The following is a 23,277-nucleotide window of genomic DNA, read 5'->3' on the forward strand; positions in this document are numbered from 1 at the left end:
TGAGACCCTGTCGGGCGCGGATCGTGATGATGCGCAGGTTGATGTGGGTCGGCCGGGATCGGATCGTCGCGTCGGGGCTGGGAAGAACCCGGCTCGGCGCGGTGGGGTCGGCGGACCGGCGAATCAGCGTTCGCAGGCCGTGGGCAGCAACGGCGGCCGACCGAACTACGGGGATGGGCGGGACGCAGTGCAGGGCGACGGGGGGTCTCCGGGCCGCGACGGCGACAACCGGAGCAACGGTGGACGTGCGCCGGCCGGTGGCACCGTGGGCAGCCGGTGGCCGGGGCAGGTCGGTGGATCTTCGCGAGCCGGCAGTGGGCGCGCGAATCGTGACCAAAGTGGACGTTCTGGTCGTGGTGCCGGGGTGGACGGCCGCGCTCGGGTTGGCGCGGCGCGTTCTGGTGCCGACTCCGGGGCCGGTGTTCAGCGCGGCTGGCCGTTCGAGGACCCGGACGGCTTCGGACGTGACGACAATGCTGGTGACCCGGCTGGACGGCGCCCCGATGACCGGGCCGCCGAGCAATGGCCGGGCAGCCTCGGACCCGCGACCGCACCGGTGAACAGCGCCTCCGGCGGAGACTCTCCTGGCGGGGGCGGCTGGTCGGAAAGCGACTCCCGCGGCGACGACGGCCCGGCGGCAGGCGGCCGTGGGCGGGATTCTGGTGGCGATGACGATCGGTATGTCGGCGGCCGCCGCGGGGACGGTCCCAGTGCCGGTGGCCGCGGCTGGTCGCCGGATGAGCCGGTCAGCGCGAGCTGGTCCGCGGGCGGCGCCGACGACGGCTCGGACCGCGAGGCAGCGCACCCGCACACCAACCGTGAGAACCAAGAACTCGCTGGCAACCGCTGGGTCGCTGACGGTCGCGGTGACCGCGGACCGGTCCAGAACGACGGCCGCATCGACGGTTGGGCGGTCGGGCGGCGCGGGCGCGGCGAGCAAGTGCCGGACGGCACCGGCGATGGCGACCAAGCCTACGGGCGCACAGCGGACGGTCGTGATGGACAGACCGATTATGACCAGGGCGTGGACGGTTGGGCCGCCGGTGGACGTGGCGGTCGGGCGCCGGTCGGGAACGGCGACGGACAGGGCGGCCGGACCGGTAACCCTCTGAGCGGCAACGGGTCCGCCGGCTATGACACGGGCATTGACGGCTGGCCGGTCGGCGGGCGGCGGGCGGCTGCCGCGCACGGGTTTGGGCCGGACGAGAACGGGTTGGGCCTGCCGCAAGCCGGGAGCCCGCGCGACGGCGGACGACGGGCCTCCGGCGGCGCCGGCGAGCGGGACGGTAACTGGCCGATGGTCGGTGACGGCCGCGACGCCGAGTGGGCCGCGGACGGCGGTGTCGCGGGCGGGCCGATCGTCTTCCGCGAGGAGCCGGGTGGCCGGCCATTCGCGCCCGGCGGTTCGGTCGCGGCCGGCGAGTCCGAATTCGACTTCTTCTCGGCGGCAGACGAACCGCACGCCGGAGGCGGAGTGCCGGCCATGCGCCCGGCGACGCAGTCCGCGGACGTGCCGGACGCCAATGGGAACTACGGACGAGCAACGACACCGGCGTCCAGAAGCGCGGGCGTCCCGAACATGCGCCCGGCAACGCCCGGCCGTGCTTCGGCCGGCGTACCGGTGCCGCCCGGACCGTCCGGCGTCGTCGCAGGCCAGGGTGTGGATAGCGGTTCGTTCGCGATCCGCGGCGGATCCGCGGCCGTTGGCGCGGATGACCGGCGCGGCGCAACAGATGCACGCGGCTACGAGAACGGCTGGAGTCCATCCGCGGCACCGGACGATCGGCGGCAGCCGTTCGGCCAGGACCGGCAGGGCGGCGAGGAGTACCAGGCCCGACGTGGCGCCGCATCCGGGCCGGTCGCCGACCACCGCGGCGCGGCCTACGGCAGCCCGAGCGGCCAAACGGAACCACCAGCGGCCGGCCGATATGGCGGCCCGGATCCGCGGTCGGCCTTCCCGACGGGCGGCGCGGAAAATGACGGCCGCCGCGGTCCCAATGCGATGCCGGTGCGTGGCCAGGACCAGCACGGCGAGGCCTATCGCGAACCTGTCGGTTCGGATTTCGGCCCCGGCTCGGACTACCCGGGGCAGCCCGGCGGCGGCGACTATGGCACCCGGCGCAGCCCGGCCTTCGGGCCGGATCAGACCAGGTCCGACGAATACGGCCGACCGGTCCACGGCGACCAGCGCGAGTCAGGCAATGACCACAGCGCCGCGACCTACGGCGCAGCTGGGCGTGACCAGCCGGCGGATCGCGGCGGCCGAAACGCTCCGACCTATGGCCAACCCGGCGGCTCGGACGCCGGGCAGAGTGCTGACGAACCCGCGGACCGTGGCGGCCGGCGCGGCCTGTCCTTCCGGCGGGGTGGCAACCAGCCAGACCCGGATGGCGGCCGAGGGTTCGGCGGACGCGGGGACCGCGCCGGGTGGGGCGACGGCCCGGACGACGGCGAAGGTGACGACTGGCTCGCCAGCCTTCGCAACGGCGGCGACGACGAAGACTGGGCCGACGGCTTCACGGGCCGAACTGCCGGCCAGCCGAATCACTTCGCGGACGGCGACGACCAGCACGGCACCTCCGCCGACCCGATGGCCAGCCCCGGAGACCGCGCGGCGACCGGCGGCACCTACCCCGGCGCCCCGGCCGGAGATCGCGAAGCCCACGGTGGCGGGCCGGCGGCCGGCAGTTCCTTCGACAACCGTCCCGGCCCGATTCACCAAGGCGAAGCCTTCGGCTCACACGAGCCGGACGGAGCCTTCGGTAACCTCCGCAGCGCGAGGTCCGCAGCCGGCAACGAAGCCATGAACGGAGCCGGCCGCGGCTCAACTTTCGGCGCCGATGGCCGCCCTGAACAGGACAACACCAGGGGCAGCGCCGTCGTGGGCGGACCACCGACAGGCAGCGCCTCAGTCGGCATCCCCTACGGCAACGGCTATGGCTCAAACCAAAACTCCGGCGACACCTACGGCGGACCCGCAGCGGGCGACTTAGCCCTCGGCGGCGAATTCCGCAACGGCCACGCCGGCGGCGATGACGCCAGAGGCGGCACGGCCGTGGGCGGCGCACCGACGGGCAGCGCTTCGGTCGGTAGGCCCCACGACGACGGCTACGGTCTGACCGGCAGCTCGACCCGAGGCGGAGGCTTCGGTGGGTCTGCGGCTGGTGGTGCTGCCATGCGCGGTCCGGCCATGGGGGCCGCGGGCAGCGCAGCGGTCGGCGGCTCGGCTCCGCGCGGTGCGGCCGCTGTGGGCGGCGACTTCGCCGGCGGCCCGGCTGGGAATGGCGGAGCCAGGCGTGACGGCGCGGTAAGCGGGCCGCCGATCAGTGGCGCTTCGCTCGGCGGCGGCTTCGACGACCAATACGGTCCGAACAACAACGCTGCTCGCGGCGGCGCGGCCATGCGCGGGTCGAGTAACTCGTTTGAGGGTGGACCGGGTTCCGGCGGGCAGGGCCAGTTCGGACCGGCGACGAGCCAGTTTGGACCGGGCGCGGGCAGCCATGGAGGCGCCGCTGTCGGCGGCCCGGCAACTGGCGGCCCGGCGGTCAGAGGCGCAGACCTGAGCGATGCATCTCCAGGCGACACGGTCGTCAGCGGCCCGGCGGGCGGCGGCGGGGCGGCAGTGGACGAGCCGGCAATCGGCGGCGCCATGCGCCGCGGGACTTACTCGGAAGACCCACGTGTTGGCCGATCAGACTCAGGCCGATCGGACTCTGGGCAATTCAGTCACAGCGAAGCGGCTGCGGGCAATGTCGGGGGCGCGGCTGTAGGCAACGCGCCCACGGGCGGCGTTGCCGCGCGCCACGGGGCCAATTCGGAAGACCCATCTAACGGCCGATCTGATGGCGGCGAATTCGGCCACGTCGACCCGACTGGGGGTGCGCCCGTCGGCGGCTTTGCGAGGCGCCGCGGTCCTTACTCGGAAGACCCATCTGCTGGCCCGCGGGGGGAAGCCGGGCTCGGCCAGGGCGGACCGGCCGCAGGCAGCGCGACGGTTGGCGGCGCCCCTGTCGGCGGGACCGCTGTTGGCGGTGCACCCGTGGGCGGCGCTGCCGTGGGCGGTGCTGCTGTCGGCGGCGCTGCTCTGCGAAGGCCCGGCTCGGACGACCCTCGGGCAGGTGCACCCGGCGCGAACGGACCCGTCGCCGGAGGACCTGGTTCTGGAAGGCGTGGGCAAGGCGCAGGTGGCGCCGGCCGGGGCGAGCCTGGCGCCGACGGAACTGGGCAGGGTGGCTCGGCCCTCGACGGCCCCGGCAGCCGTGCTGGTGGCTCGGCCTTCGACGGCCCTGGCGGCCGCGCCGGTGGCTCGGCCTTCGACGGCCCTGGCGGCCGCGCCGGTGGCTCGGCCTTCGACGGCCCTGGCGGCCGCGCCGGTGGCTCGGCCTCTGGTGGAGTGGTGCCGGTCGTCGGTGGCAACGTGCCCGTGATCGGCGGTTCGGCCGGCGCGACCAGCGGGACCAGCGGGTCCAACCAGGGCGCCACGGGGCATCAGAGCAACGCCAACGGCCCGGCCAAGGGCGCGGGCCGAGGCGGCAAGCAGGGCAAGAACGGCAAGGGCGTCGGCGGCGGGCCGGCTGTGGGGCAGGATCCCGAGCGCACTGCTGTCATTCGTACCGCTGATGCCCCGACCGGATTGCTCCCCGCGGTGATCGACCTGGATCGCCCGGCTGAGCCCGCACCCAAGCTGCCGGGCTCGACCGCGCAGCGGCCTGTCTCCGACGGCGATGTGGCCGTCGGGGCCGCACCCATGGCTGCGGTCGCGGAAGCCGCCGCCAACCCGTCCGAACCGACCACCGACGCGGAAGAGATCACCCCGAAAAGGGGCGAAAAGATCGTCAAGCTGCGTCCTGAACAGACAGACAACGGTTACAAGAGCGTGTACTCCGAGTTGACCCGGCCGACGCTGGGCTCCCGCATCCGCGCCGGCATCCGGGTCACCGGCGAGCTGATGATCACGTTTGGGCTGGTCGTGCTGCTGTTCGCCGGGTACGAGGTGTTCGGCAACTCGGCGGCGGTGCAGGACGAGCAGAACAGCCTGGACGACTCTCTGGCGCAGGAGTGGGCCGACCCGACGGTGGGGCCGAGCGCTCCGGCGGGGCCTGCCGCGCCGGGCAAGAACCTGATCGGGCGGCTGTACATCCCGAAGCTGGACAAGGAGTGGGTGGTCGTCAACGGCGTCCGGCCGCAGGACATCCGCTATGCGCCGGGGCACTACCCGCAGACCGCTCTGCCGGGGCAGGTGGGCAACTTCTCGGTGGCCGGCCACCGGATCCGGAAGATCTTCTGGCGGCTGGACGAGTTGAAGACGGGCGACGTGATCGGCGTCGAGACCCGGAACAACTGGTTCATCTACAAGGTGACCGGCAACGAGGTCGTGCTGCCGAGCGCCGTCGAGGTGGTCGCGCCGGTGCCGGGGAAGCCGAAGGCCAAGGCGACCAAGAAGATGCTGACGCTGACCACCTGTAACCCGAAGTTCAACAACTACGAGCGGCTGATCATTCACGCGGAGCTGGCCGAGACGGTCGTCCGCGACCAGACCCTGCCCGACGCCGGCATGCCGGCTGTGCTGAAGAAGGGCTGAGAGATTTCATGTACGCCTGGATCTGGCGCAAGCTGCCCTTCGGCCTGGCCGGCAAGCTGAGCGGATCGATCGTCCTGATCGCGGCGGTCGGCGCGCTGCTCTGGTACGTGGTGTTCCCCTGGGCGACTCCGCTGCTGCCGTTCGACGACGTGCAGGTGGGCACCGGCACCGAGCAGCAACAGGGGCCCGGCCAGCAGAACCCGGACGCGGTGATCCCCGGCGAGGAAGGCGCGCCGGACGAGCTCCCGTACAGCGAAGAGTCGAACGCTCCCCATCCCTCCGGAACCGCGGGCCGGTGACATCGTGCGCATCCTGGTGATCGACAACTACGACTCGTTCGTCTTCAACCTGGTGCAATACCTGGGCCAGCTGGGCGCCGAATGCGAGGTCCGCCGCAACGACGAGATCTCCGTCGAGGAGGTCGGCGGGTTCGGCGCCGCCGGGGTGCTGCTGTCTCCCGGGCCGGGCACGCCGGACCGCGCCGGGATCATGATGGACGTGATCCGGGCGTACGCCGGAAAGGTCCCGCTCTTCGGTGTGTGCCTGGGACATCAGGCGATCGGGGCGGTCTTCGGCGGCACCGTCGAGCGCGCGCCCGAGCTGCTGCACGGCAAGACGTCCGAGGTGCACCACAAGGGCGTCGGGGTGCTGGCCGGGCTGCCCGATCCGTTCACCGCGACCCGCTACCACTCGCTGGCGGTGCTGCCCGAGACGCTGCCCGCCGAGATCGAGGTGACCGGGCAGACCGACAGCGGCATCGTGATGGCGATGCGGCACCGGGAGCTGCCGGTCGAGGGCGTGCAGTTCCACCCCGAGTCGGTGCTCACCGAGGGCGGCCACACCATGCTGGCGAATTGGCTGGCCACCTGCGGCCTGCCGGAGGCGCTGGAGAAGGCGCCCGCGCTGGCCGCCGAGGTCGAGTCCCGGCGGCGCGCGGCGTTCGCGACCAGCTAGCTAGTTGAGGATCCCGCCGCCGGTCGGCGGAGTCGGGTCATCGGTCGGGTCGCCCGTCGTCGGGTTCGGATCCGGGTCGGGCTCGGCGATCACGAAGATCGTCACCTTCGCGCCGCGCTTCGCCTTCTGCTTCGCCTTCGGATCCTGATCGGCGACCGTGCCCGGGGTGCCATCGGCCTGCACCGTCTCGACGCTCACGTTGAAGCCCTGGTTGCTCAGCACCGCCCGAGCCGCGTCCTCGGTGCGACCCACCACGTTCGGCACCACGACCTGGTTGCCGCGCGACACCTTCACCGTGATCGTGGTGCCCGGGTTGACCTGGTCGCCGGCCTTCTCGACCTCGAGCACCTGGTCTTCCGGCTTGTCACTGTCGACCTCATCGAAGTCGACCTTGAGCTTGAGCTCGGTGAGCGCGGACTCGGCCGCGCCGCGGGTGCTGCCGACCAGGTTGGGCACCGTGACCTTGTCCGGCGCCTTGCAGAGCGAGTAGCTGATCGCCTGGTCGACGGGAACCCGCTCGTTCGCAGGCGGATCCTGCTTGGCCACGGTGGGCGTGTCCGGGCAGTCGTCGGTGGTGACCGGGTCGCCGGCCGCGAACGTGGTGAACTTCGCCTGGGTCAGTTTGTCCTTGGCCTCGTCCTCGGTCAGACCGTTCAGACTCGGCACCGCGGCCTGCGCGGTCGGCGGCGGGGTCTCCGGGTCGTTGTTGCGGGACAGAGCCAGCCCGACGCCGAGCGCGACCACCGCGAGCACGCCGAGAGCGGCCAGCACGGCCATCACCCAGGACGACGACTTGCGCTGCGGCGGGCGCGGCGGCATGCCCGGGACCGGGCGGTTGATCTGGGTGGTGGCGGCCGGCTGGCGCATCGGGCCGCCCATCGCCATGGTGTCGGCCTCGGTCATCACCGGGGTGGCCAGGACCGGGCGGCCGGCGACCGCGCGCAGGGCGTCGGCCCGCATCTCCTGGGCGCTCTGGTAACGGTTCAGCGGGTTCTTCGCGAGCGCCTTCAGCACGATCGCGTCGACGTCCGGCGGGACCTCGCGGTTGATGTCGCTGGGCGCCTTCGGGTCTTCGCGTACGTGCTGGTAGGCCACACTGACCGGGCTGTCGCCGACGAACGGCGGGTGACCGACCAGGAGCTCGAAGAGCACGCACCCGGCCGCGTAGACGTCCGAGCGGGCGTCCACCGACTCGCCGCGCGCCTGCTCCGGCGACAGATATTGCGCCGTGCCGATCACCGCGCTGGTCTGCGTCATGGTGGTCGCGCCGCTGGCCAGGGCCCGGGCGATGCCGAAGTCCATGACCTTGACCTGGCCGTTCGGGGTGACCATCACGTTGCCGGGCTTGATGTCACGGTGGATGATGCCGTGCCGGTGGCTGAACTCCAGCGCGGCGCAGATGTCGGCGATCATCTCGAGGGCGCGACGCGGCTGGATGCGCTGCTCCTGGGCGAGCACCTCCTTGAGGGTGCGCCCACTCACGTACTCCATCACGATGAACGGCAGCTTCTCGTTGGTGGACGAGAGCTCCTCGCCGGTGTCGTAGACGGCGACGATGGCGGGGTGGTTCAGCGCCGCCGAGTTTTGCGCCTCGCGGCGGAATCGCTCCTGGAAGGTGGCGTCGCGGGCCAGGTCGGTGCGCAGCATCTTGATCGCCACGTCGCGGCCGAGCCGCAGATCGCGGCCCTTGTGCACCTCGGCCATGCCGCCGTAGCCGAGCAACTCGCCGACCTGATACCTGCCACCGAGCAGGCGGGCCTGCGCCGTCATAGCGTCTGTCGTCCTTCGCTCGCGGTCTCCAGGCGCCGCTGATCGGCAGCCCGCTCTCTAAGACGGTACGACGTCGCCGGCGTTCCCTCGCCGACCACGCCCGTGCGGACGACCGCTGCTTTCCCCGCGGAACCGCCCAGGGCAGTCGAGCCACCCTGCTTCAACAGGAACGAGATGACCCCTGCACACAACAACACCAACAGTGCCAGCACCACGGCGAGCACGATCAGAACCTGACGTCCGCCGGAGGTCTCCGGCGGGGGCGCCATCTGCTTGCGCGGCCCCATCGGCGGTCCCGGCGGCACCGACGGGTGACGATACGGCTGCTGCGCCGGGGGCACCGAGGCGGCCCCCCGCGCCTGACCGCCCGAGACCGGACGCGGCACCGGCGGGTATGGCGGCCGGCCCTGCATCGCCGGCGCGCCCGAATGGGGTCGCGGCATCGACGGGCCGCCGGACTGCGGGCGCGGCACCGACGGGCCGGCGCCGTTGATCGGGGGCTGGTGGGCCGTGGTCAGCGACGATGCGGCCTGGCGGGCGACACCGGCCATGGCGGCCGCGGTGGGCCAGCGGGCCGACGGGTCCTTGGCCATCGCCCGGTCGACGATCTGCCGGACCGCCGGCGGGATGTCGGCCGGGAGCGGACGCGGGTTGTCGCGCACATGCTTCATGGCGATCTCGATCGGCGTGGCGCCGTCGAACGGGCGGTGCCCGGACAGGCATTGATAGGCCACGACGCCCAGCGCGTAGACGTCGGAGGCGGCGGTGGCGACCGCGCCGGAGGCCTGCTCGGGTGAGATGTAGGACGCCGTGCCGAGCACCGAGCCGGCCACCGTGAGCTGGCCGACCAGGGCGGAACGGGCGATGCCGAAGTCGGTCAGCACCAGCGTGCCGTTCGGGCGTACCAGAAGATTGCCGGGTTTGACGTCTCGGTGCACGATCCCGTTGGCGTGTGCGGCCTGCAGGGCGTCCGCGGCCTGCGCGACCAGCGCCATGGTGCGGGCCGGGGTGAGCCGGCCGACCCGGCTCAGCGTGCGGGACAGGGCGTCACCCTCGACGTACTCCATCACCAGGAAGGCGAGCTGCTGGTCGCTGCCGTAGTCGTAGACGTCCACGACGCCGGGGTGATTGATGGTCGCCATGGTGCGCGCCTCGCCGCGGAACCGCTCGGCGAAGCCGGGCTCGTCGAGCAGCGCGGGCAGCAGGATCTTGACCGCGACGGTCCGGCCCAGCACCTCGTCGGTGCCGCGCCACACGTCGCCCATGCCGCCGCCGGCGATGCGGTCCTCCAGGCGGTAGCGCCCACCGAGGGTGACCCCAGGGCTGATCATCTCAGTCCCCTCCCCGGCCGGCCGCGGCCCGCATGATGAGCCCGGAGATCCGGGCCGCCTCGGCGCTGGCATGTCCACCGGGCACGTTCTCCAGCATGACGCACACCGCGGAGACGGCCTCGCCCTTCTCGTTGTAGGCGAACCCGACAAACCACCCATGCGGGTCGGCGCCCTCGGCGTTCTGCGCCGTGCCGGTCTTGCCGCCCACCTCGAAACCGCTGATCTTCGCGCTCCGTCCGGTGCCGTTCTCGACGACGCTGACCATCATCTCGCGCAGGTCGTTGGAGACCTGACCGTCGATCGGCGTGCGCAGCACCTTGCCACTGGCCGTGTAGATCGGCCGGCGCTCGGAGTCGAGCAGCTGCTGCACCAGGTATGGCCGCATCTGCTTGCCGCCGTTCGCCACCGTGGCGGCGATCAGCGCGCCCTGCAGCGGCGTCATCCGCACGTCCCGCTGCCCGATCGAGGACTGGGCCAGCGCGGCCTGGTCGGTGCTGCCGTCCGCGTTGGCCATCGCGCCGGTCTCGCTCGCCGCGACGACCAGCCCGGTGCCGTCCAGGTTGCCGACGGTCAGGTCCTTCTGGCCGAAGCCGAACGCCTGCGCCGCCTTGATCACCCGGTCGCGGCCGAGCTCGACGCCGAGGCGCGCGAAGCCGGTGTTGCAGCTCTCGGTGAGGGCTTCCTTCAGGTCGATCTGGCCGCCCGGGCAGACCTCGTCCTCGGCGTTGCGGATCGGCGTGCCGCTGCCCGGCGGGGTGTAGGTCGGGCCCGCCTGGATCTCGCTCTGCTGGTTCTTCCCGGCCTGCAGCGCCGCGGCCGCGATGATCACCTTCATCGTGGAGCCGGGCGGCAGCGTGTCGCCGGTGGCCCGGTTGAGCAGCGGCTTGCTCTTGTCGTCGTTCAGCTTCTTGAACGCCGCCGCGAACGTCTTCTCGTCGTGGCTGGCCAGCGGGTTGGGGTCGTAGCTCGGCATCGAGACCAGGGCCTGGATCGCGCCGGTGCGCGGGTCGATCGCGACCGCCGCGCCCTTCTTCACGCCACGCTCGTTCTCGGTAATCTCTTTCCAGGCCACTTCCTGGGCCCGGGTGCTCAGCGTCAGCACGACGTTGCCGCCGCCGGTGGTGTCGCCGGTGAACATGTCGCTCAACCGGTCGGCGATCAGCTTGTTGCTGGTGCCGGCCAGGAACTCGTCCTCGCTGCGCTCGATGCCGGTCTCCGCGTTGCTCACCGGCTTGTAGCCGATGATCGGCGCGTAGAGCTCCTTGTCGGGGTAGACCCGCTGGTATTTCAGGACTCCGTCGGTCGCCCTGTTCTCCGCCAGCGGCTGGCCGTCGGCCTCGATGATGCCGCGCGGGCGTTCGTACTCAGCCACCGTGACGCGGCGGTTGTAGTCGCTCGTGCGATATTCGTCGGCCTTGTAGCCCTGCACCCAGTTGAGGTTGGCGAAGAGCAGCCCGAACAGGACGAGGATGACCACGCCGGCCTTACGCAGTGGAGCATTCACGGCTTGATCACCTCCGTCATGGCGCCGTGCAGCTGAGCCGGCGGTTGCTTCGGACCGGCCGTGCGTTCGTGCGGGCCGCCCGCCGCCGGGCGTCTCCCCGCATCCGAGATTCGGAGCAGCATGGCGATGAGAAGCCAGTTCGCCATGAGGGATGAGCCACCTGCGGACAGGAACGGCGTTGTCTGCCCGGTCAGCGGGATCAACCCGGTGATGCCACCAACGATGACGAAGACCTGCAAGCCCAGCGTGAACGCGAGGCCACCGGCGACCAGCTTGCCGAACGAGTCGCGCACCGCGATAGCCGCACGCAGGCCCCGCTCGACGATCAGCACATAGACCACCAGCAGGGCGGACAGGCCGAACAGACCGATCTCCTCGCCGAGCCCGGCGAAGATGAAGTCGGTGCGCACCTCGGGCACGAAGCCCGGCGAGCCGGCCCCCGGCCCGGTGCCGAACAGGCCGCCGGTGCCCAGCCCGAGCAGACCCTGGACCAGCTGGTAGCTGCCGCCGACCCGGTCGTAGTTCGCGGACGCGAACGGGTCGAGCCAGACCTCGGCGCGGTCGTAGAAGTTCGCGAACGGACCGCCGACGGATGCGCCGAGCAGGTAGGCGATGTAGACCCCGCCGAAGAACATCAGCAGGCCGATGATCAGCCAGCTGGCCCGCTCGGTCGCCACGTAGAGCGTCACCACGAACAGACCGAAATAGAGCAGGGCGGTGCCCAGGTCCTTTTCGAAGACCAGCACCAGGAGGCTGAGCAGCCAGACGGTGACCACCGGGCCGAGGTCGCGGCCACGCGGGAAGTCGATGCCCAGGAAACGCTTGCTGGCCAGCGACAGCACCTCGCGCTTGCGGACCAGGTAGTACGCGAAGAACGAGACCAGCGCGAGCTTGGCGAACTCACCGGGCTGGATCGAGAACGAGCCGATCCGGATCCACAGCTTCGCGCCGTTGATCTCGGACAGGCTGCTGGGCAGCACGGCGGGGATCATCACGAGCACGATGCCGACCAGGCCCAGCGTGTACGCGTACCGCGAGACCTGCTTGTGATCGCGGATCACCACGAGCAGCACCGCCGCCAGGATCAGCGAGGCCAGCGTCCAAGCCAGCTGGCGGCCACCGGTGCCGGCGAAGATGCCCGGCTCGGGGGCCTTGTCGGAGATCGCCTTGGCGATGTCCAGCCGCCGCAGGAAGCCGACGCCCAGGCCGTTGACCAGCGCGACCGCCGGGATCAGCACCGGGTCCGCATAGGGCGCGACGAAGCGAACCACCAGATGCAGGCTGAGGAACAGCACGCTGAGCAGCGCGGCCGGCACCCAGAAGGTGGGCGTGACCCGGTCGAACTGGTTGGCCTCCACCGTCGCGCCGTAGACCGCGACCAGGATCATCGCGAAGGCGAGCAGCGCCAGTTCGGCGTTGCGGTGGGTCTTCAGCCCCGGGATACGCGGCATCTCACCCGTGGAAGCGGGTGTGGGAGCCGGTACGGCGGGCGCGGTCAAGAAGCAGTCCCCAGACGTGTTGAGCGGAAGCTCAGTCGACCGGCCGACAACCGACCGGATCGATGACCGGCGGCGCAGCGTCGGAGGGCGGAGCGTCCGGAGTGGTGACGGGCGCGGAGGCCGGCGCCGAGGGGGCGTTGCTCCGGCCTGCTGCGGAGGATTCTCCGGCCGTGGAGGGCACGGCTGAGGGTGTCGCCGAGGCGCCGGCCGAAGGTCCACCCGAAAGGGACGGGTTCGGCAGGACCGGCGCGCACACCGGCTTGAGGTTGGGGTTGGTCGGCGCGTCCATGGTCAGCTCGGCGAGCCGGCGCTGGGCGTCCGGCCGGTTCTCGGCCTGGATGCCCTGCTTGACCCGGTCCTGCGCGGTGGTGGTCAGGTCGTCCAGGCGCGCGTCGCTGGTCTCGTTGACGCTCGACAGGTCGAGCCCGGCGACCTCACCCGGCACGCCGCGGAAGATCGCGAGCTGACCGGAATCGGTCGCGCCCACGTAGTACTGCTTCTGCGTGTATTGCCAGCCCAGATAGAGCCCGCCGCCGAGCATGGCGAGGAGCACGAGCAGAAGCAGGCTGGTGCGCACCGGATGCCGTTTCGGCTCCGGCTCCTGGGTCTCATAGGCCGCGCCGTCCGGCTGCGGCGGCCGCGGCGGGCCCTGCAGGGCGGCTGCCCGGGCGGCGGCGCTGGAGGCGTCCGCCACCGTTGCGTTGCCCCGGTCACGGGCCGCCGCGCCACCGACGATCGGCGCCTGCTCCATGATGTCCGCGTCGGTCGCGTCCGCGATCACCACGGTGATGTTGTCCGGCCCGCCGCCGCGCAACGCGAGCTGCACGAGGCGCTCCACGCAGACCTGCGGGTCGGGGATGTCGCGCATGCTGTCGCCGATGGTCTCCGAGCTGACCACGCCGGACAGACCGTCGCTGCAGATCAGATAGCGGTCGCCCTTGAGGACCTGGCGGACCGAGTACTCCGGGTCGATGTCGCGCCCGTCCAGCGCCCGGGTGAGCAGCGAGCGCTGTGGGTGGCTGCTGGCCTCCTCGGGGCTGATCCGGCCCTCGTCGACCAGCATCTGCACGTACGTGTCGTCCTTGGTGATCTGCGCGAACTCACCCTGGCGCAACATGTACGCCCGGGAGTCGCCGATGTGCACCATGCCGATCTTGCTGCCCGAGAAGAGCACCGCGGTGAGAGTGGTGCCCATGCCCTCAAGGTGAGGGTTGGCGTCAACCGTGTCGCGCAACGTCTGGTTGGCGTTGCCGACGGCGTGCCGCAGCGCGTCCACCAGCGCGTCACCGGGGACGTCCTCGTCGAGCGGAGCCATCGCGGCGATGACGATGTTGCTGGCGACGTCACCGGCGGCCATCCCGCCCATGCCGTCGGCGACAGCAAGGAGCCGCGGTCCGGCGTAGACGGAGTCTTGGTTTCCGTCTCGGATCAGACCGCGGTCGCTTTGAGCGGCGTAGCGCAGGGTCAGAGTCATGGCCGTAACTCGAGGGAAGTGCGGCCGATCCGGATCGGCACGCCAAGGGGGACGGGAGTGGGCCCGGAGACCTTACCCCGATCGAGATAGGTCCCGTTCGTCGAGCCGAGGTCCTCGACGAACCACTGGCCGTCGCGCGGGACCAGGCGGGCGTGCCGGGCCGACGCGTAGTCATCGGTGATGACCAGCGTCGAGTCCTCGGCGCGACCGATCGTGATGTGCGCCTCACCGAGAGTGATGCGGGTGCCGGCCAACTGACCGGCGGTCACCACGAGCTGTCGTGCCGCCTTACCGCGTTTCGCCTTCGCCGGCCGGCCCGGCATCACCGCACCGCCCACCCCCCGAGGGCTGGCGACGATGCTTTTGGACCGGACTCCGGCGAAGAGGTCCCGGCGGATGACCCCGACCACCGTGAACACGAAGATCCACAGGAGGATGAGGAAGCCGAACCGGGCGACGGTCAGTACGAATTCGGGCAAGGTGCCTAGCCGTCCACTCGGAACGTCAACGTGGTCGTGCCCAGCTGGATCATGTCGCCCGGGTTGAGAGCCACGGCCGAGACCCGCTGGCCGTTGACCATCGTGCCGTTCGTCGACCCGAGGTCGGTCAGCACGACCTGGCTGCCGTCGTAGTCCAGCCGGGCGTGCCGGCGGGAGATGCCGACGTCCGGCAGACGCAGGTTGGCCTGGTCGCCACGACCGATCACGGTCGAGCCCATCTGCAGCGGGTAGGTGCGGCCGTCGCCCGACACCAGGCCCACGTTGCGCCCGTTGTGCCCGCCGCCACCACCGTGCTGCTGATAACCGCCCTGCTGCTGGTCGTAGGGCGAGTATTGCGGTCCGGCGTCATATGCGGGCTGCTGCACCGGGGCGACCTCGCCGCCGGTGTAGACCTCCGCGGTGACCCGGAACATGCCGGTGTCGAGCCCGTCGCCGCGCTCGATCTCGACGATGACGTCGCCATAGACAGTCCAGGCCTGCTCACCGATGAACTCGGCCTGGGACTGCGCCAGCTCCTGCGCCAGCGCGGCGGCATAGGGCGCCAACCGGCTGTGATCGTACGGTGACAGATCGATCACGTAACGGTTCGGCACCAGCGTCCGGCCACCCGCAAGGATGGCTTTGTGCGCCTCGGCCTCCCGCTGCATGGCGTTAAGAATCTCGACTGGGTGCACGACACCCTTGAACACCTTCGCGAAGGCCCCCTCGACCAGGCCTTCCAACCGCTTCTCGAAGCGCTGCAGCACGCTCACCGGCTCCTCCTCGGGTTCCGAGGACATGATGGTATCCGGCCGCCGCTTGCGCATCTCTGCGAAGAGCGACCGGCACTTCTGACCCTCGTATAACGGCCCCCGGCGCCGTGCTAATGTTTCCGGCGTCGCGGGGCTTCTATGCTCTAGGACGTGACTGGGACAGCGTAATCTGTCCTGGCTCGCAACGCGTCACGGGGATGTGGCGGAATGGCAGACGCGCACGGTTCAGGTCCGTGTGTCCGAAAGGACGTGGGGGTTCAACTCCCCCCATCCCCACGAGTCGGCGGCGAAGTGTGTTCGCGAAAAGCGCTCACCTTCGCCGCCTCGTCATATCTGCTCCGGGGGCCGAGCCCCCGGAAGCCCCGCGTTGCGATGGGCGCGCCAGGTGGTCTGCCGCCGGGGTCGGTGGTCTGGCGGCTCGCTTCGCTTGCCCCCCGAACCGGTGGTCACGGTTGGGTGACTTTCTTTCTGGCCCTTCTGGGTACGCCGTGAGCACCGGTGAGTGATTCTTCCCTCGCGGACGTAATTTCCTCGTGGGCCCGGCTGCTTGTCGCCCTCGTCTGGGGTGTGTGGTCTACGGGTATGCTCGCGGCGGTTTTGGTGCCTAGGTTTGGGGTTTTCGTGGCTGTCGCGCTGGTTACCGGGTCCGGTGGGCTGATCGGGTCTGAGGCGGTTCGGCACTTCGCCGGGCTCGGGCTCGATGTCGTGGGCATCGACAACGACATGCGGCAGGAGTTCTTCGGGCCGGAGGCCTCCACCGCCTGGAACGTGCGCAAGCTGAGCGACGACCTGGGTGACCGGTACTCGCACCACGGCATCGACATCCGGGACCGGGACGCGCTCGCCAAAATCTTCCAGCGGTACGGCAAGGACCTGGCCGTGGTCATCCACACCGCCGCCCAGCCGTCGCACGACTGGGCCGTCCGCGACCCCTTCACCGACTTCGACGTGAACGCCACCGGCACGCTCAACGTGTTGCAGAACGTGCGTGATCACGCGATCGAGGCCGCCGTCATCCACTGCTCGACGAACAAGGTCTACGGCGACCGGCCCAACTCGCTGCCGCTGGTCGAGCAGGAGACCCGCTGGGAGCTTCCGGAAGAGCACGAGTATTACCAGGGCATCACCGAGGACATGTCGATCGATCAGTGCCTGCACTCGGTCTTCGGCGCGTCCAAGGTGGCCGCCGACGTGATGGTGCAGGAATACGGCCGCTACTTCGGCATGAAGACCGCTCTCTTCCGGGGCGGCACCCTGACCGGGCCGGCGCACTCGGCCACCGAGCTGCACGGCTACCTGGGCTACGTGATGCGCTGCAACATGGAGCGCCGGAAATACTCGATCTTCGGCTACAAGGGCAAAATGGTCCGCGACTCGATCCACAGCCACGACGTGCTGACCGCGTTCGAGGCCTTCTTCCGCAACCCGCGCTCGGGCGCCGTCTACAACCTCGGCGGCGGGCGGTTCTCCAACTCCTCGCACCTGGAGGCGTTCGCGCTGGCCGAAAAGATCACCGGTCACGAGATGATCACGGAATACGTCGAGGACAACCGGGTCGGCGACCACAAGTGGTGGATCGGCTCGAACGCCGCCTTCCAGGCCGACTACCCGGACTGGAAGCAGGTCTACGACGTGCCGATGATCCTGCAGGAGATGTACGAGGCCAACGTCGACAGGTGGGCTCCCGGCGCATGATCGCAAAAGGCAAGGGAAACGTGCTGGGCGTCCAGGTCGACATCATCGACTACGAGGCCGCCACCGCACAGATCATGGAGGCGGCCCGCGAGCGCCGTCCCTTCGCGGTGACCGCCCTTGCCGTGCACGGCGTGATGACCGGCGTCCAGGACCGGGCGCACAACGCCCGCCTCAACTCGTTCGACCTCGCCACGCCCGACGGCCAGCCGGTCCGCGGCGCGCTCAACATGCTCTACGGCGCCGGCCTCACCGACCGTGTCTACGGCCCCGAGCTCACTCTGCGCGTCGTGCGCGAGGCCGCCGCCGAGGGCCTGCCGGTCTACCTCTACGGCTCGACGCAGCCGGTCCTGGACAAGCTGGTCCCGGCGCTGGAGGGGATGTTCCCCGCGCTGAAGATCGCCGGGGTCGAGGCGTCCAAGTTCCGCAAGTCGCAGCCAGGCGAGCCCGCCGAGATCGCCGAGCGGATCAAGGCCTCGGGCGCCCGGCTGGTGCTGGTCGGCCTGGGCTGTCCGCGCCAGGAGGTCTTCACCTACGCGATGCGGCCGCTGCTCGACATGCCGCTGCTGGCCGTCGGCGCCGCCTTCGACTATCACGCCGGCCTGCTGAAGAACCCGCCGGCGTGGATGCAGAAATACGCTCTCGAGTGGCTGTGGCGGCTGGGCCTCGAGCCCAAGCGCCTGTGGCGGCGTTACATCCTGCTCAACCCGAACTACGTCGCCCGTCTGGCCGCCCAGCGCTCCGGGCTGTGGAAGGCGACCCCACCGCCACCGACCTCGGACCCGGTCGAGACGTTCGCGGTCTGAAAGACGGAGTGCCGGGGCCTCACGAGGAGACCCCGGCCGACCTCCCCAGGTCGAGTCCGTGACCTGACATTAGGGCGCTGGTCACGGCACAACAAGGGTGATTGTCCACTTCGCCCGGACGAATGAGCGCGCAAGGTAGTCACGTGCGCACAACGCGTAGCGAGGAGGGCCCCTAGGGGTGCCGGTCCGGTGATATCCCGGTTATGCGGGTTGCGCGGTGGGTGAAGTCTGTCGATGTGAACACCACCGCGGACATCGCCCTCATCGGCAGCCTCGCCGCCGTCTGGCTCACCGCCGGACTGCTGGCCGACGCGCTCCCCACCGCGCGCACGGCCGCCGAGTTGCGCCGCCGGGCGACGCTGCTGTCCACTCTGGTCGGCGCCGGGCTGATCGCCTTCCTGGCGGTGCCCGTGGTCACCAGCATGTTGTCCGGCCGGTCCGCCGCGCCCACGGCGGCGCTGCTGGCGGCCGTACCCGGATCGGTTGTGCTCTTCACGACCCGGCGCCGCCTCGCCCAGGTCCGGCAGGGCGCCGGGGCCTTTGCGACCGCACCGCGGGCGCCGGTCCCGCCCGGCCTGATCGCCGCCGCCGCACACCCGCTGGTCGCCGCGCCGCTTCAGGTCACCGGCCTGGCCGCGCTGGTCGGACTGCCGATCGCGGCCGGCATCGTCGAGGTGCCCGGCGCGGCCGTGGCCGGCATCGCGATCACCGTCGCCGGCCTCGCGGTGGTGGCCATCGGCATCCGGCACGCGATGCGGCACAACCGTCTCAGCGTCGGCGCGATCGCTCCGCTGAAGCGCCTGCCCAAGCAGCTGGTCCCCTGAGCTACTTCTTCCGGGCTTCCTGCACATAGAGCAGCTCGAGGATGGACCGGGCCGCTTCGAACCAGCGGTCCAGCCAGTCCGACGGCGGCATCGTGCCGCGGGTCGGCAGTTCCAGCAGCAGCCCGCGCAGCAGCGGGTGATCGGCCATCGAGGCGGCCGACGAGGTGATCGCCGCGGGCGCGGACTCCGGAACGGCATCGCTCCAGCTGGACGGCGAGAAGACCGGCTCGGTCAGCCCCTGCAGGTCCAGCGACGGGAGCTTGGCGGCCCGGTCCAGCGCGCTGGTCGGCTCCAGCCCCTGGGTCAGGCCCGGTGAACGGGTGGGCAGCGGCGTGCCGTCCCGGCGGGTCACCAGCTCGCCGTCGTTGTCCGGGGACAGCGATGCCTCCCGGCGATTCTGCCGGTACGCGCTCACCCCGCCACTGAACCGATCCTGCGCCGTCGCCGACCCGTTGCTGAGGTTCTCGTTCATCGTCTTCGCCTTGCCTCGCCTGATGATCAAGACGAGGGAGTGCCTCGCCTGAAGTGGTCAAGGCGCGGTCCGGCCCGCGCTTACCGGTTCAACGAGACGGGTCCGTCCGGGCGACGGCAAATAGGACAAATGGACATGGTGACGGGCTCTCCCGCAGCGCGCCAGGAGAGCCGGTCACCAGCGCTCAGAGATCGAACTCGCCGTCCTTGGCGCCGCCGACGAACGCGTCCCATTCCGCGGCGGTAAAGATCAATGCGGGTCCGGTGGGGTTCTTCGAGTCGCGGACCGCGATCGCCTCGCCGACGAACGCGACCTCGACGCAGTTGTCGCAGTTGGGGCCGCTCTGCGTGCTCTTGAACCACTGTGCGTCGTTCAGGTCGAGCCTGAATCCCTTGGTCGTGATCTCCACAATGGCTCCTCTACCAGCCTCTCGATCATCCTCGTCGAGTCCTCGGCGGTGAGCGACGTCGACGAGATGGCGTCGAAGATCGAGTAGTACTTCCTCAACTCGTGCTTCTTCTCCAGGAAAAGCCCTCCGGTGGCGTTCTCGGCGTACACCACGTCCGCATCCGCCGAATCGGGGAAGTCCAGGATCGCGAAGGCGCCGTCCATCGCGGCGTGCGCGCCGGCCGCGAACGGCAGCACCTGCAGGGTGACGTTGGGCAGTTGTTGCGCCTCGACCAGGCGCAGAAATTGATCACGCATTACCGCATCGCTGCCGACCGGCCGGCTCAGCACCGCCTCGTCGAGCACCACATGCAGATCAATGGGATCGTCCTGAATCAATAAAGACTGCCGGGCGAGTCGCACATGCACGCGCCGATCGATTTCTCGAGGACTGTCACTCGATCGGGCGGCCCGAATCATCGCAAGGGCGTAATCCTCGCTTTGCAACAATCCCGGAATCACCTGTTGCTCATATGCACGTATTGCCCGGGCGGCCGCCTCGAGCCCCACATAGTCACCGACCAACACCGCGCTATACGGGTGCCACCACCCCTTTTGTCGCGCTTCACGGGCAATCTGGACAAGGTCCGCCGCCTCGCGGCTATCCACTCGATAAAGCGACAGCATGTCGGCCACATCGCGCGGACTTGCACCATTATGTCCAGTTTCCATGCGTGACACCTTCGAGGGAGAAAACCCCAGCCGGTCGGCCACCACCTCTATCGTGACGCCGGCCGTCTCGCGATATCGTCGCAGTTCCGCGCCCAGTCGGCGGCGGCGGATCGCGGGGCTTCGACGGGCATTCACCAGCCCAGTCTCCCGTTGATCAATAGCCGGTTCAACCCGTGACCGTGATCAAACAATCACGGACGGCTGACATGCAACTTGCATCAATACGGAAGGTAGTGCAATCTCTTCGGTATGGCCCAGGTCACTTATTGTTCGTTAGTGATCAGGACATGCAACCGGACCCCTCTAAGCCCCAATGTCCATCGTGGAGAATGCCAAGGCTCACGAACCGGGCACACTGGAGCATCGCCGGTCAACCTGCGGCAAAACTAACCGTCCACCCCGCGACGAGTTACAGGACAGGAGATGACGTGCTTCCTCGGTCCGGCGATGTCATACACGTGACGAAGGCTGCCAGCGTCCAGTTCGCGGCGCCGATGCTGTTCCGCGTGATTCGGGTGCACGACTGGCCGACCTACGACGGCTGGGTCTGGCTGGATGGCTACGAGCTCAACTCCGGCGGGGACGCGGTTGAGCGGCGGTCCATCTTTGTGCAGGTCAGTGGGCTTCGCCAAGTCGGCAAGGCGCCAGACCCCCGGACCCGCAACAGCCGGACTCCGGGCCAGAACACCGGCCCCCTCCGAGTCCGCACCGCACGCTGAGACGCACCGCACGCTGAGAGTCAGTCCTCCTCGGCCTGCCCGGTGGGCGGGCTCGAGGTCGGCGCCGTCGTGCGCTGCGTCGCGATGACCAGCGTGACCTGCGTGTCCGACGGCACCTCCTGACCCTCGGCCGGGTCGCTGTCGATCACCGTGCCGGCCGGCGAGTCCGAGTTGCGGAAGATCAGGCGATAGGTCAGGCCGCTCCGATCGAGCGCCTGCTGTGCCTCCTGCTGCGACAACCCGACCAGCGCCGGAACGGTCACCGCGGTCTCCGCCGGCTGGGTGGTGGACGGCGTGGTCGGCGGCGTCGTGGTCGGAGCCGTGGTCGGCGGGGTGGTCTCGGCCTGGGTCGTCGCGGCCGGCGGCGGCACGGAGGCGGTCGGCGTGGTCTCCCCGCCGGTGTCCTCGGCGTTGGCGATCAGATAGATCCCCCAGCCCAGCGCGCCGAGCAGCACCAGGCCGACGATGCCCAGCAGGATCGGCATCCACCACTTGCCGCGCGGCTGACCGGGCGGCGGCGGTCCGTCGTCATCCCACGCCGAGGTCGACCAGTCCTCCCGGCTGGGCCGCGGCGCCCGCACCTCGGCGCGGCCGGCCCACGCGGCATCGTCTGCCGCCCAGTCCCGCTGCGGCATGACGGAGGTCGAGTCCGGCCGCGGCGTCACCGCGGTGGCATCGTCCGGGTGATTCGGCTGCACCTGGGTGCGGTCGTCATCGTCATCGTCGAAGGGCGAGAACTGTCGCGTCTCGTCGGACATCCGCGATTCCTCTCTGCGCGCCCTGGTCAACGTATCGAATCTTGAGAGGCCTGTGGGACGAGCGCCGACAATCGAGACGAGCGCAGGACATTCAACGTTCGCTACAGTGCCGCGCATGGCCGAGAAGGGTTGGACGACACAGGTGGCCGCCGCGGCCGGAGTGGCAGCCGCGACGGGCGCCGCTCAGCTGGGTCTCGGTTACGGTCTCGGCGTCGTGGTCTGGCCGGTCACGCCGGCCCCCGATGACAGCGTCTGGCTGGGCAGTCTCGGCTGGGCGACGTGGATCGCCGCCAGCTCGACGGTGTTCGGCGCGATGATCGCGGCCGCCCTGCGCGGTGGTCCGACGGCTCGGCCCTCCGGGCCCTTGCGGTTCGCGCTCGCCTTCTGCGCGGGCCTCGGTGCGCTGCTGACGGTCGCGTTGGTCGCGCTGCCGGCCCGGTCCGCGGTACGCACGGACACGCTTCCTCCACAGACCACCGCCGCGGTGTACGCGCTGATCGGCATCGCCCTGGGCATCGTGATCGCCTACTGGGCGGTCGTCTCCGGCCCGGTCGCGGCCAACCTGATCGCCACTTCGGCCTATCTCTGGGCGCTCGCCGCGACCGCGATCGTGGTGGAGCTGACCGGCGGCCGTCCCGCGGCGACATACCTCACGAGCTGGCAGTTCGCGCCGCTCGGTGACGACCAGCGGTACGGCACGATCTATTGGCCGAGCGCGCTGATCACGGTGTTCGCGGCCTTCCTGCTGGGCGTGATCGCGGCCTGGCCGGCGGCCCGGCGCGGCAACCTCGGGGTGGGCACGGCGGCGTCCGGCGCGGTCGGCCCGGTGCTGGTGGCGGCCGCTTTCCTGTTGCTGGCGCCGCAGCTCACCGGTGCGATCGGGCAGCTGCAGTCGGCGTACCTCATCGCGCCCTATGCCGTGCTCGCCGGCCTGGCCGGCTCCGCGCTGGTGGTGACCACCGGCCAGCGCGCCGAGCAGCGCGCGAAGGACGACCACCATCGGCCGGCGCCACCGGCCGCGACCGGCACCGCCCACGTCCGCGAGAGCGACGACGAGGAGCCCACCCAGGAGCTGGGCGCGGTCCGCCCGGCCAAGACGCCGCGTCCCCGGGCCGAGCAGCCCACGCGAGCAGAGTCCCCGGCCAGATCGGAGTCGTCCACGCGAGCAGCATCGCGCACGCAACCGGAGTCCCCAAAGCAACCGGAGTCCCCAACGCGAACGGACTCGGCGACTCGGTCGGAGTCGGCGGCGCGAGCCGATTCGCCGGGTCGGCCGGCGCAGGCTCCGAGAGCCGAGCAATCGGCGAAGGCCGCGGCCAAGCCGGCCGCCGCGGCGGCGCCGAAAGAGGTCAAGCCGTCCATCGCGAGCCGCCTGCGTCGTGACAAACCCGCAGCTCAGTCCTCGCGCGACGACGAGCAGACCGCCGAGCTCGAGGCGCCACGCAAGTCGACCGTGGCCGCGCCGCCCTCGGCCCCGCCGGTCGCGAAGATCAACCCACCTCGCCCGCCGGAGAAATAGGCC

Annotated in this window: 19 protein-coding genes and 1 tRNA gene; 9 read left to right on the plus strand and 11 right to left on the minus strand. The window is 70.4% G+C overall.

Going from position 1 to position 23,277, the window contains the following annotated elements:
- Positions 1 to 364 precede the first annotated feature (364 nt).
- Genes ACZ6TI_RS04850 through ACZ6TI_RS04860 form a run of 3 tightly spaced genes read left to right on the plus strand, consistent with a single transcriptional unit; the run spans position 365 to position 6,535 of the window.
- A complete protein-coding gene (locus ACZ6TI_RS04850; protein WP_465343660.1) occupies positions 365 to 5,581 on the plus strand; it encodes a class E sortase in 5,217 nt (1,738 codons plus the stop codon).
- An 8-nt stretch (positions 5,582 to 5,589) separates the two neighbouring features.
- Positions 5,590 to 5,880, plus strand: a complete 291-nt coding sequence (locus ACZ6TI_RS04855) for a hypothetical protein (RefSeq protein WP_465343661.1) — start codon at positions 5,590 to 5,592, stop codon at positions 5,878 to 5,880.
- Between the two features lie 4 nt (positions 5,881 to 5,884).
- Complete coding sequence (locus ACZ6TI_RS04860; protein ID WP_465343662.1) at positions 5,885 to 6,535, plus strand: aminodeoxychorismate/anthranilate synthase component II; 651 nt, start codon at positions 5,885 to 5,887, stop codon at positions 6,533 to 6,535.
- Here the strand turns inward: ACZ6TI_RS04860 and pknB are convergent, their stop codons facing one another.
- The 7 genes from pknB to ACZ6TI_RS04895 form a co-directional block, all read right to left on the minus strand.
- Positions 6,536 to 8,305 (minus strand): Stk1 family PASTA domain-containing Ser/Thr kinase, encoded by a 1,770-nt coding sequence (gene pknB, locus ACZ6TI_RS04865; RefSeq protein WP_465343663.1) that lies wholly within the window; start codon positions 8,303 to 8,305, stop codon positions 6,536 to 6,538.
- Positions 8,302 to 9,636 carry a serine/threonine-protein kinase gene (locus ACZ6TI_RS04870; protein WP_465343664.1) on the minus strand — a complete coding sequence of 445 codons (1,335 nt, stop codon included), beginning with the start codon at positions 9,634 to 9,636 and terminating at the stop codon, positions 8,302 to 8,304. Before ACZ6TI_RS04870 ends, pknB begins: the two co-directional genes overlap by 4 nt.
- A gap of 1 nt (position 9,637) precedes the next feature.
- Complete coding sequence (locus tag ACZ6TI_RS04875; RefSeq protein ID WP_465343665.1) at positions 9,638 to 11,140, minus strand: peptidoglycan D,D-transpeptidase FtsI family protein; 1,503 nt, start codon at positions 11,138 to 11,140, stop codon at positions 9,638 to 9,640.
- Positions 11,137 to 12,591, minus strand: coding sequence for an FtsW/RodA/SpoVE family cell cycle protein (locus ACZ6TI_RS04880; RefSeq protein ID WP_465343666.1), 1,455 nt, complete (start codon positions 12,589 to 12,591; stop codon positions 11,137 to 11,139). The genes ACZ6TI_RS04875 and ACZ6TI_RS04880 overlap by 4 nt, the downstream gene beginning before the upstream one ends.
- Before the next feature lie 79 nt (positions 12,592 to 12,670).
- The gene (locus ACZ6TI_RS04885) at positions 12,671 to 14,113 is read right to left on the minus strand and encodes a PP2C family protein-serine/threonine phosphatase (RefSeq protein WP_465343667.1); all 1,443 of its coding nucleotides are present in this window, start codon (positions 14,111 to 14,113) and stop codon (positions 12,671 to 12,673) included.
- Complete coding sequence (locus ACZ6TI_RS04890; RefSeq protein ID WP_465343668.1) at positions 14,110 to 14,592, minus strand: FHA domain-containing protein FhaB/FipA; 483 nt, start codon at positions 14,590 to 14,592, stop codon at positions 14,110 to 14,112. The genes ACZ6TI_RS04885 and ACZ6TI_RS04890 overlap by 4 nt, the downstream gene beginning before the upstream one ends.
- 5 nt (positions 14,593 to 14,597) lie before the next feature.
- A complete protein-coding gene (locus ACZ6TI_RS04895) occupies positions 14,598 to 15,392 on the minus strand; it encodes an FhaA domain-containing protein (RefSeq protein ID WP_465343669.1) in 795 nt (264 codons plus the stop codon).
- A 166-nt stretch (positions 15,393 to 15,558) separates the two neighbouring features.
- On the opposite strand from ACZ6TI_RS04895, the gene ACZ6TI_RS04900 reads away from it, so the two are divergent.
- From ACZ6TI_RS04900 to ACZ6TI_RS04915, 4 genes are all read left to right on the plus strand, one after another.
- A tRNA-Leu gene (locus ACZ6TI_RS04900) sits at positions 15,559 to 15,641 on the plus strand.
- A gap of 345 nt (positions 15,642 to 15,986) precedes the next feature.
- Positions 15,987 to 17,060 carry an NAD-dependent epimerase/dehydratase family protein gene (locus ACZ6TI_RS04905; protein WP_465343670.1) on the plus strand — a complete coding sequence of 358 codons (1,074 nt, stop codon included), beginning with the start codon at positions 15,987 to 15,989 and terminating at the stop codon, positions 17,058 to 17,060.
- Entirely contained in the window at positions 17,057 to 17,863 is an 807-nt protein-coding gene (locus ACZ6TI_RS04910; RefSeq protein WP_465343671.1) for a WecB/TagA/CpsF family glycosyltransferase, read from the plus strand. The genes ACZ6TI_RS04905 and ACZ6TI_RS04910 overlap by 4 nt, the downstream gene beginning before the upstream one ends.
- 221 nt (positions 17,864 to 18,084) lie before the next feature.
- A complete protein-coding gene (locus ACZ6TI_RS04915) occupies positions 18,085 to 18,687 on the plus strand; it encodes a hypothetical protein (protein WP_465343672.1) in 603 nt (200 codons plus the stop codon).
- A gap of 1 nt (position 18,688) precedes the next feature.
- On the opposite strand, the gene ACZ6TI_RS04920 is transcribed toward ACZ6TI_RS04915, so the two are convergent.
- The 3 genes from ACZ6TI_RS04920 to ACZ6TI_RS04930 form a co-directional block, all read right to left on the minus strand.
- A complete protein-coding gene (locus tag ACZ6TI_RS04920; protein WP_465343673.1) occupies positions 18,689 to 19,159 on the minus strand; it encodes a hypothetical protein in 471 nt (156 codons plus the stop codon).
- 184 nt (positions 19,160 to 19,343) lie between these two features.
- The gene (locus tag ACZ6TI_RS04925) at positions 19,344 to 19,562 is read right to left on the minus strand and encodes a DUF397 domain-containing protein (RefSeq protein ID WP_465344283.1); all 219 of its coding nucleotides are present in this window, start codon (positions 19,560 to 19,562) and stop codon (positions 19,344 to 19,346) included.
- The gene (locus ACZ6TI_RS04930; protein ID WP_465343674.1) at positions 19,532 to 20,413 is read right to left on the minus strand and encodes a helix-turn-helix domain-containing protein; all 882 of its coding nucleotides are present in this window, start codon (positions 20,411 to 20,413) and stop codon (positions 19,532 to 19,534) included. Before ACZ6TI_RS04930 ends, ACZ6TI_RS04925 begins: the two co-directional genes overlap by 31 nt.
- A 293-nt stretch (positions 20,414 to 20,706) precedes the next feature.
- On the opposite strand from ACZ6TI_RS04930, the gene ACZ6TI_RS04935 reads away from it, so the two are divergent.
- On the plus strand, positions 20,707 to 20,997 hold the full coding sequence (locus ACZ6TI_RS04935) for a hypothetical protein (RefSeq protein WP_465343675.1): 291 nt from the start codon (positions 20,707 to 20,709) through the stop codon (positions 20,995 to 20,997).
- A gap of 20 nt (positions 20,998 to 21,017) precedes the next feature.
- Here ACZ6TI_RS04935 and ACZ6TI_RS04940 read toward each other — a convergent pair whose 3' ends face one another.
- Positions 21,018 to 21,755, minus strand: coding sequence for a PASTA domain-containing protein (locus ACZ6TI_RS04940; protein WP_465343676.1), 738 nt, complete (start codon positions 21,753 to 21,755; stop codon positions 21,018 to 21,020).
- A gap of 115 nt (positions 21,756 to 21,870) precedes the next feature.
- Here ACZ6TI_RS04940 and ACZ6TI_RS04945 point away from each other — a divergent pair, with 115 nt between their 5' ends.
- A complete protein-coding gene (locus ACZ6TI_RS04945; protein ID WP_465343677.1) occupies positions 21,871 to 23,274 on the plus strand; it encodes a Hansenula MRAKII killer toxin-resistant protein 1 in 1,404 nt (467 codons plus the stop codon).
- Positions 23,275 to 23,277: the final 3 nt, after the last annotated feature.

This window comes from Actinoplanes sp. NPDC051388 (assembly GCF_055586225.1).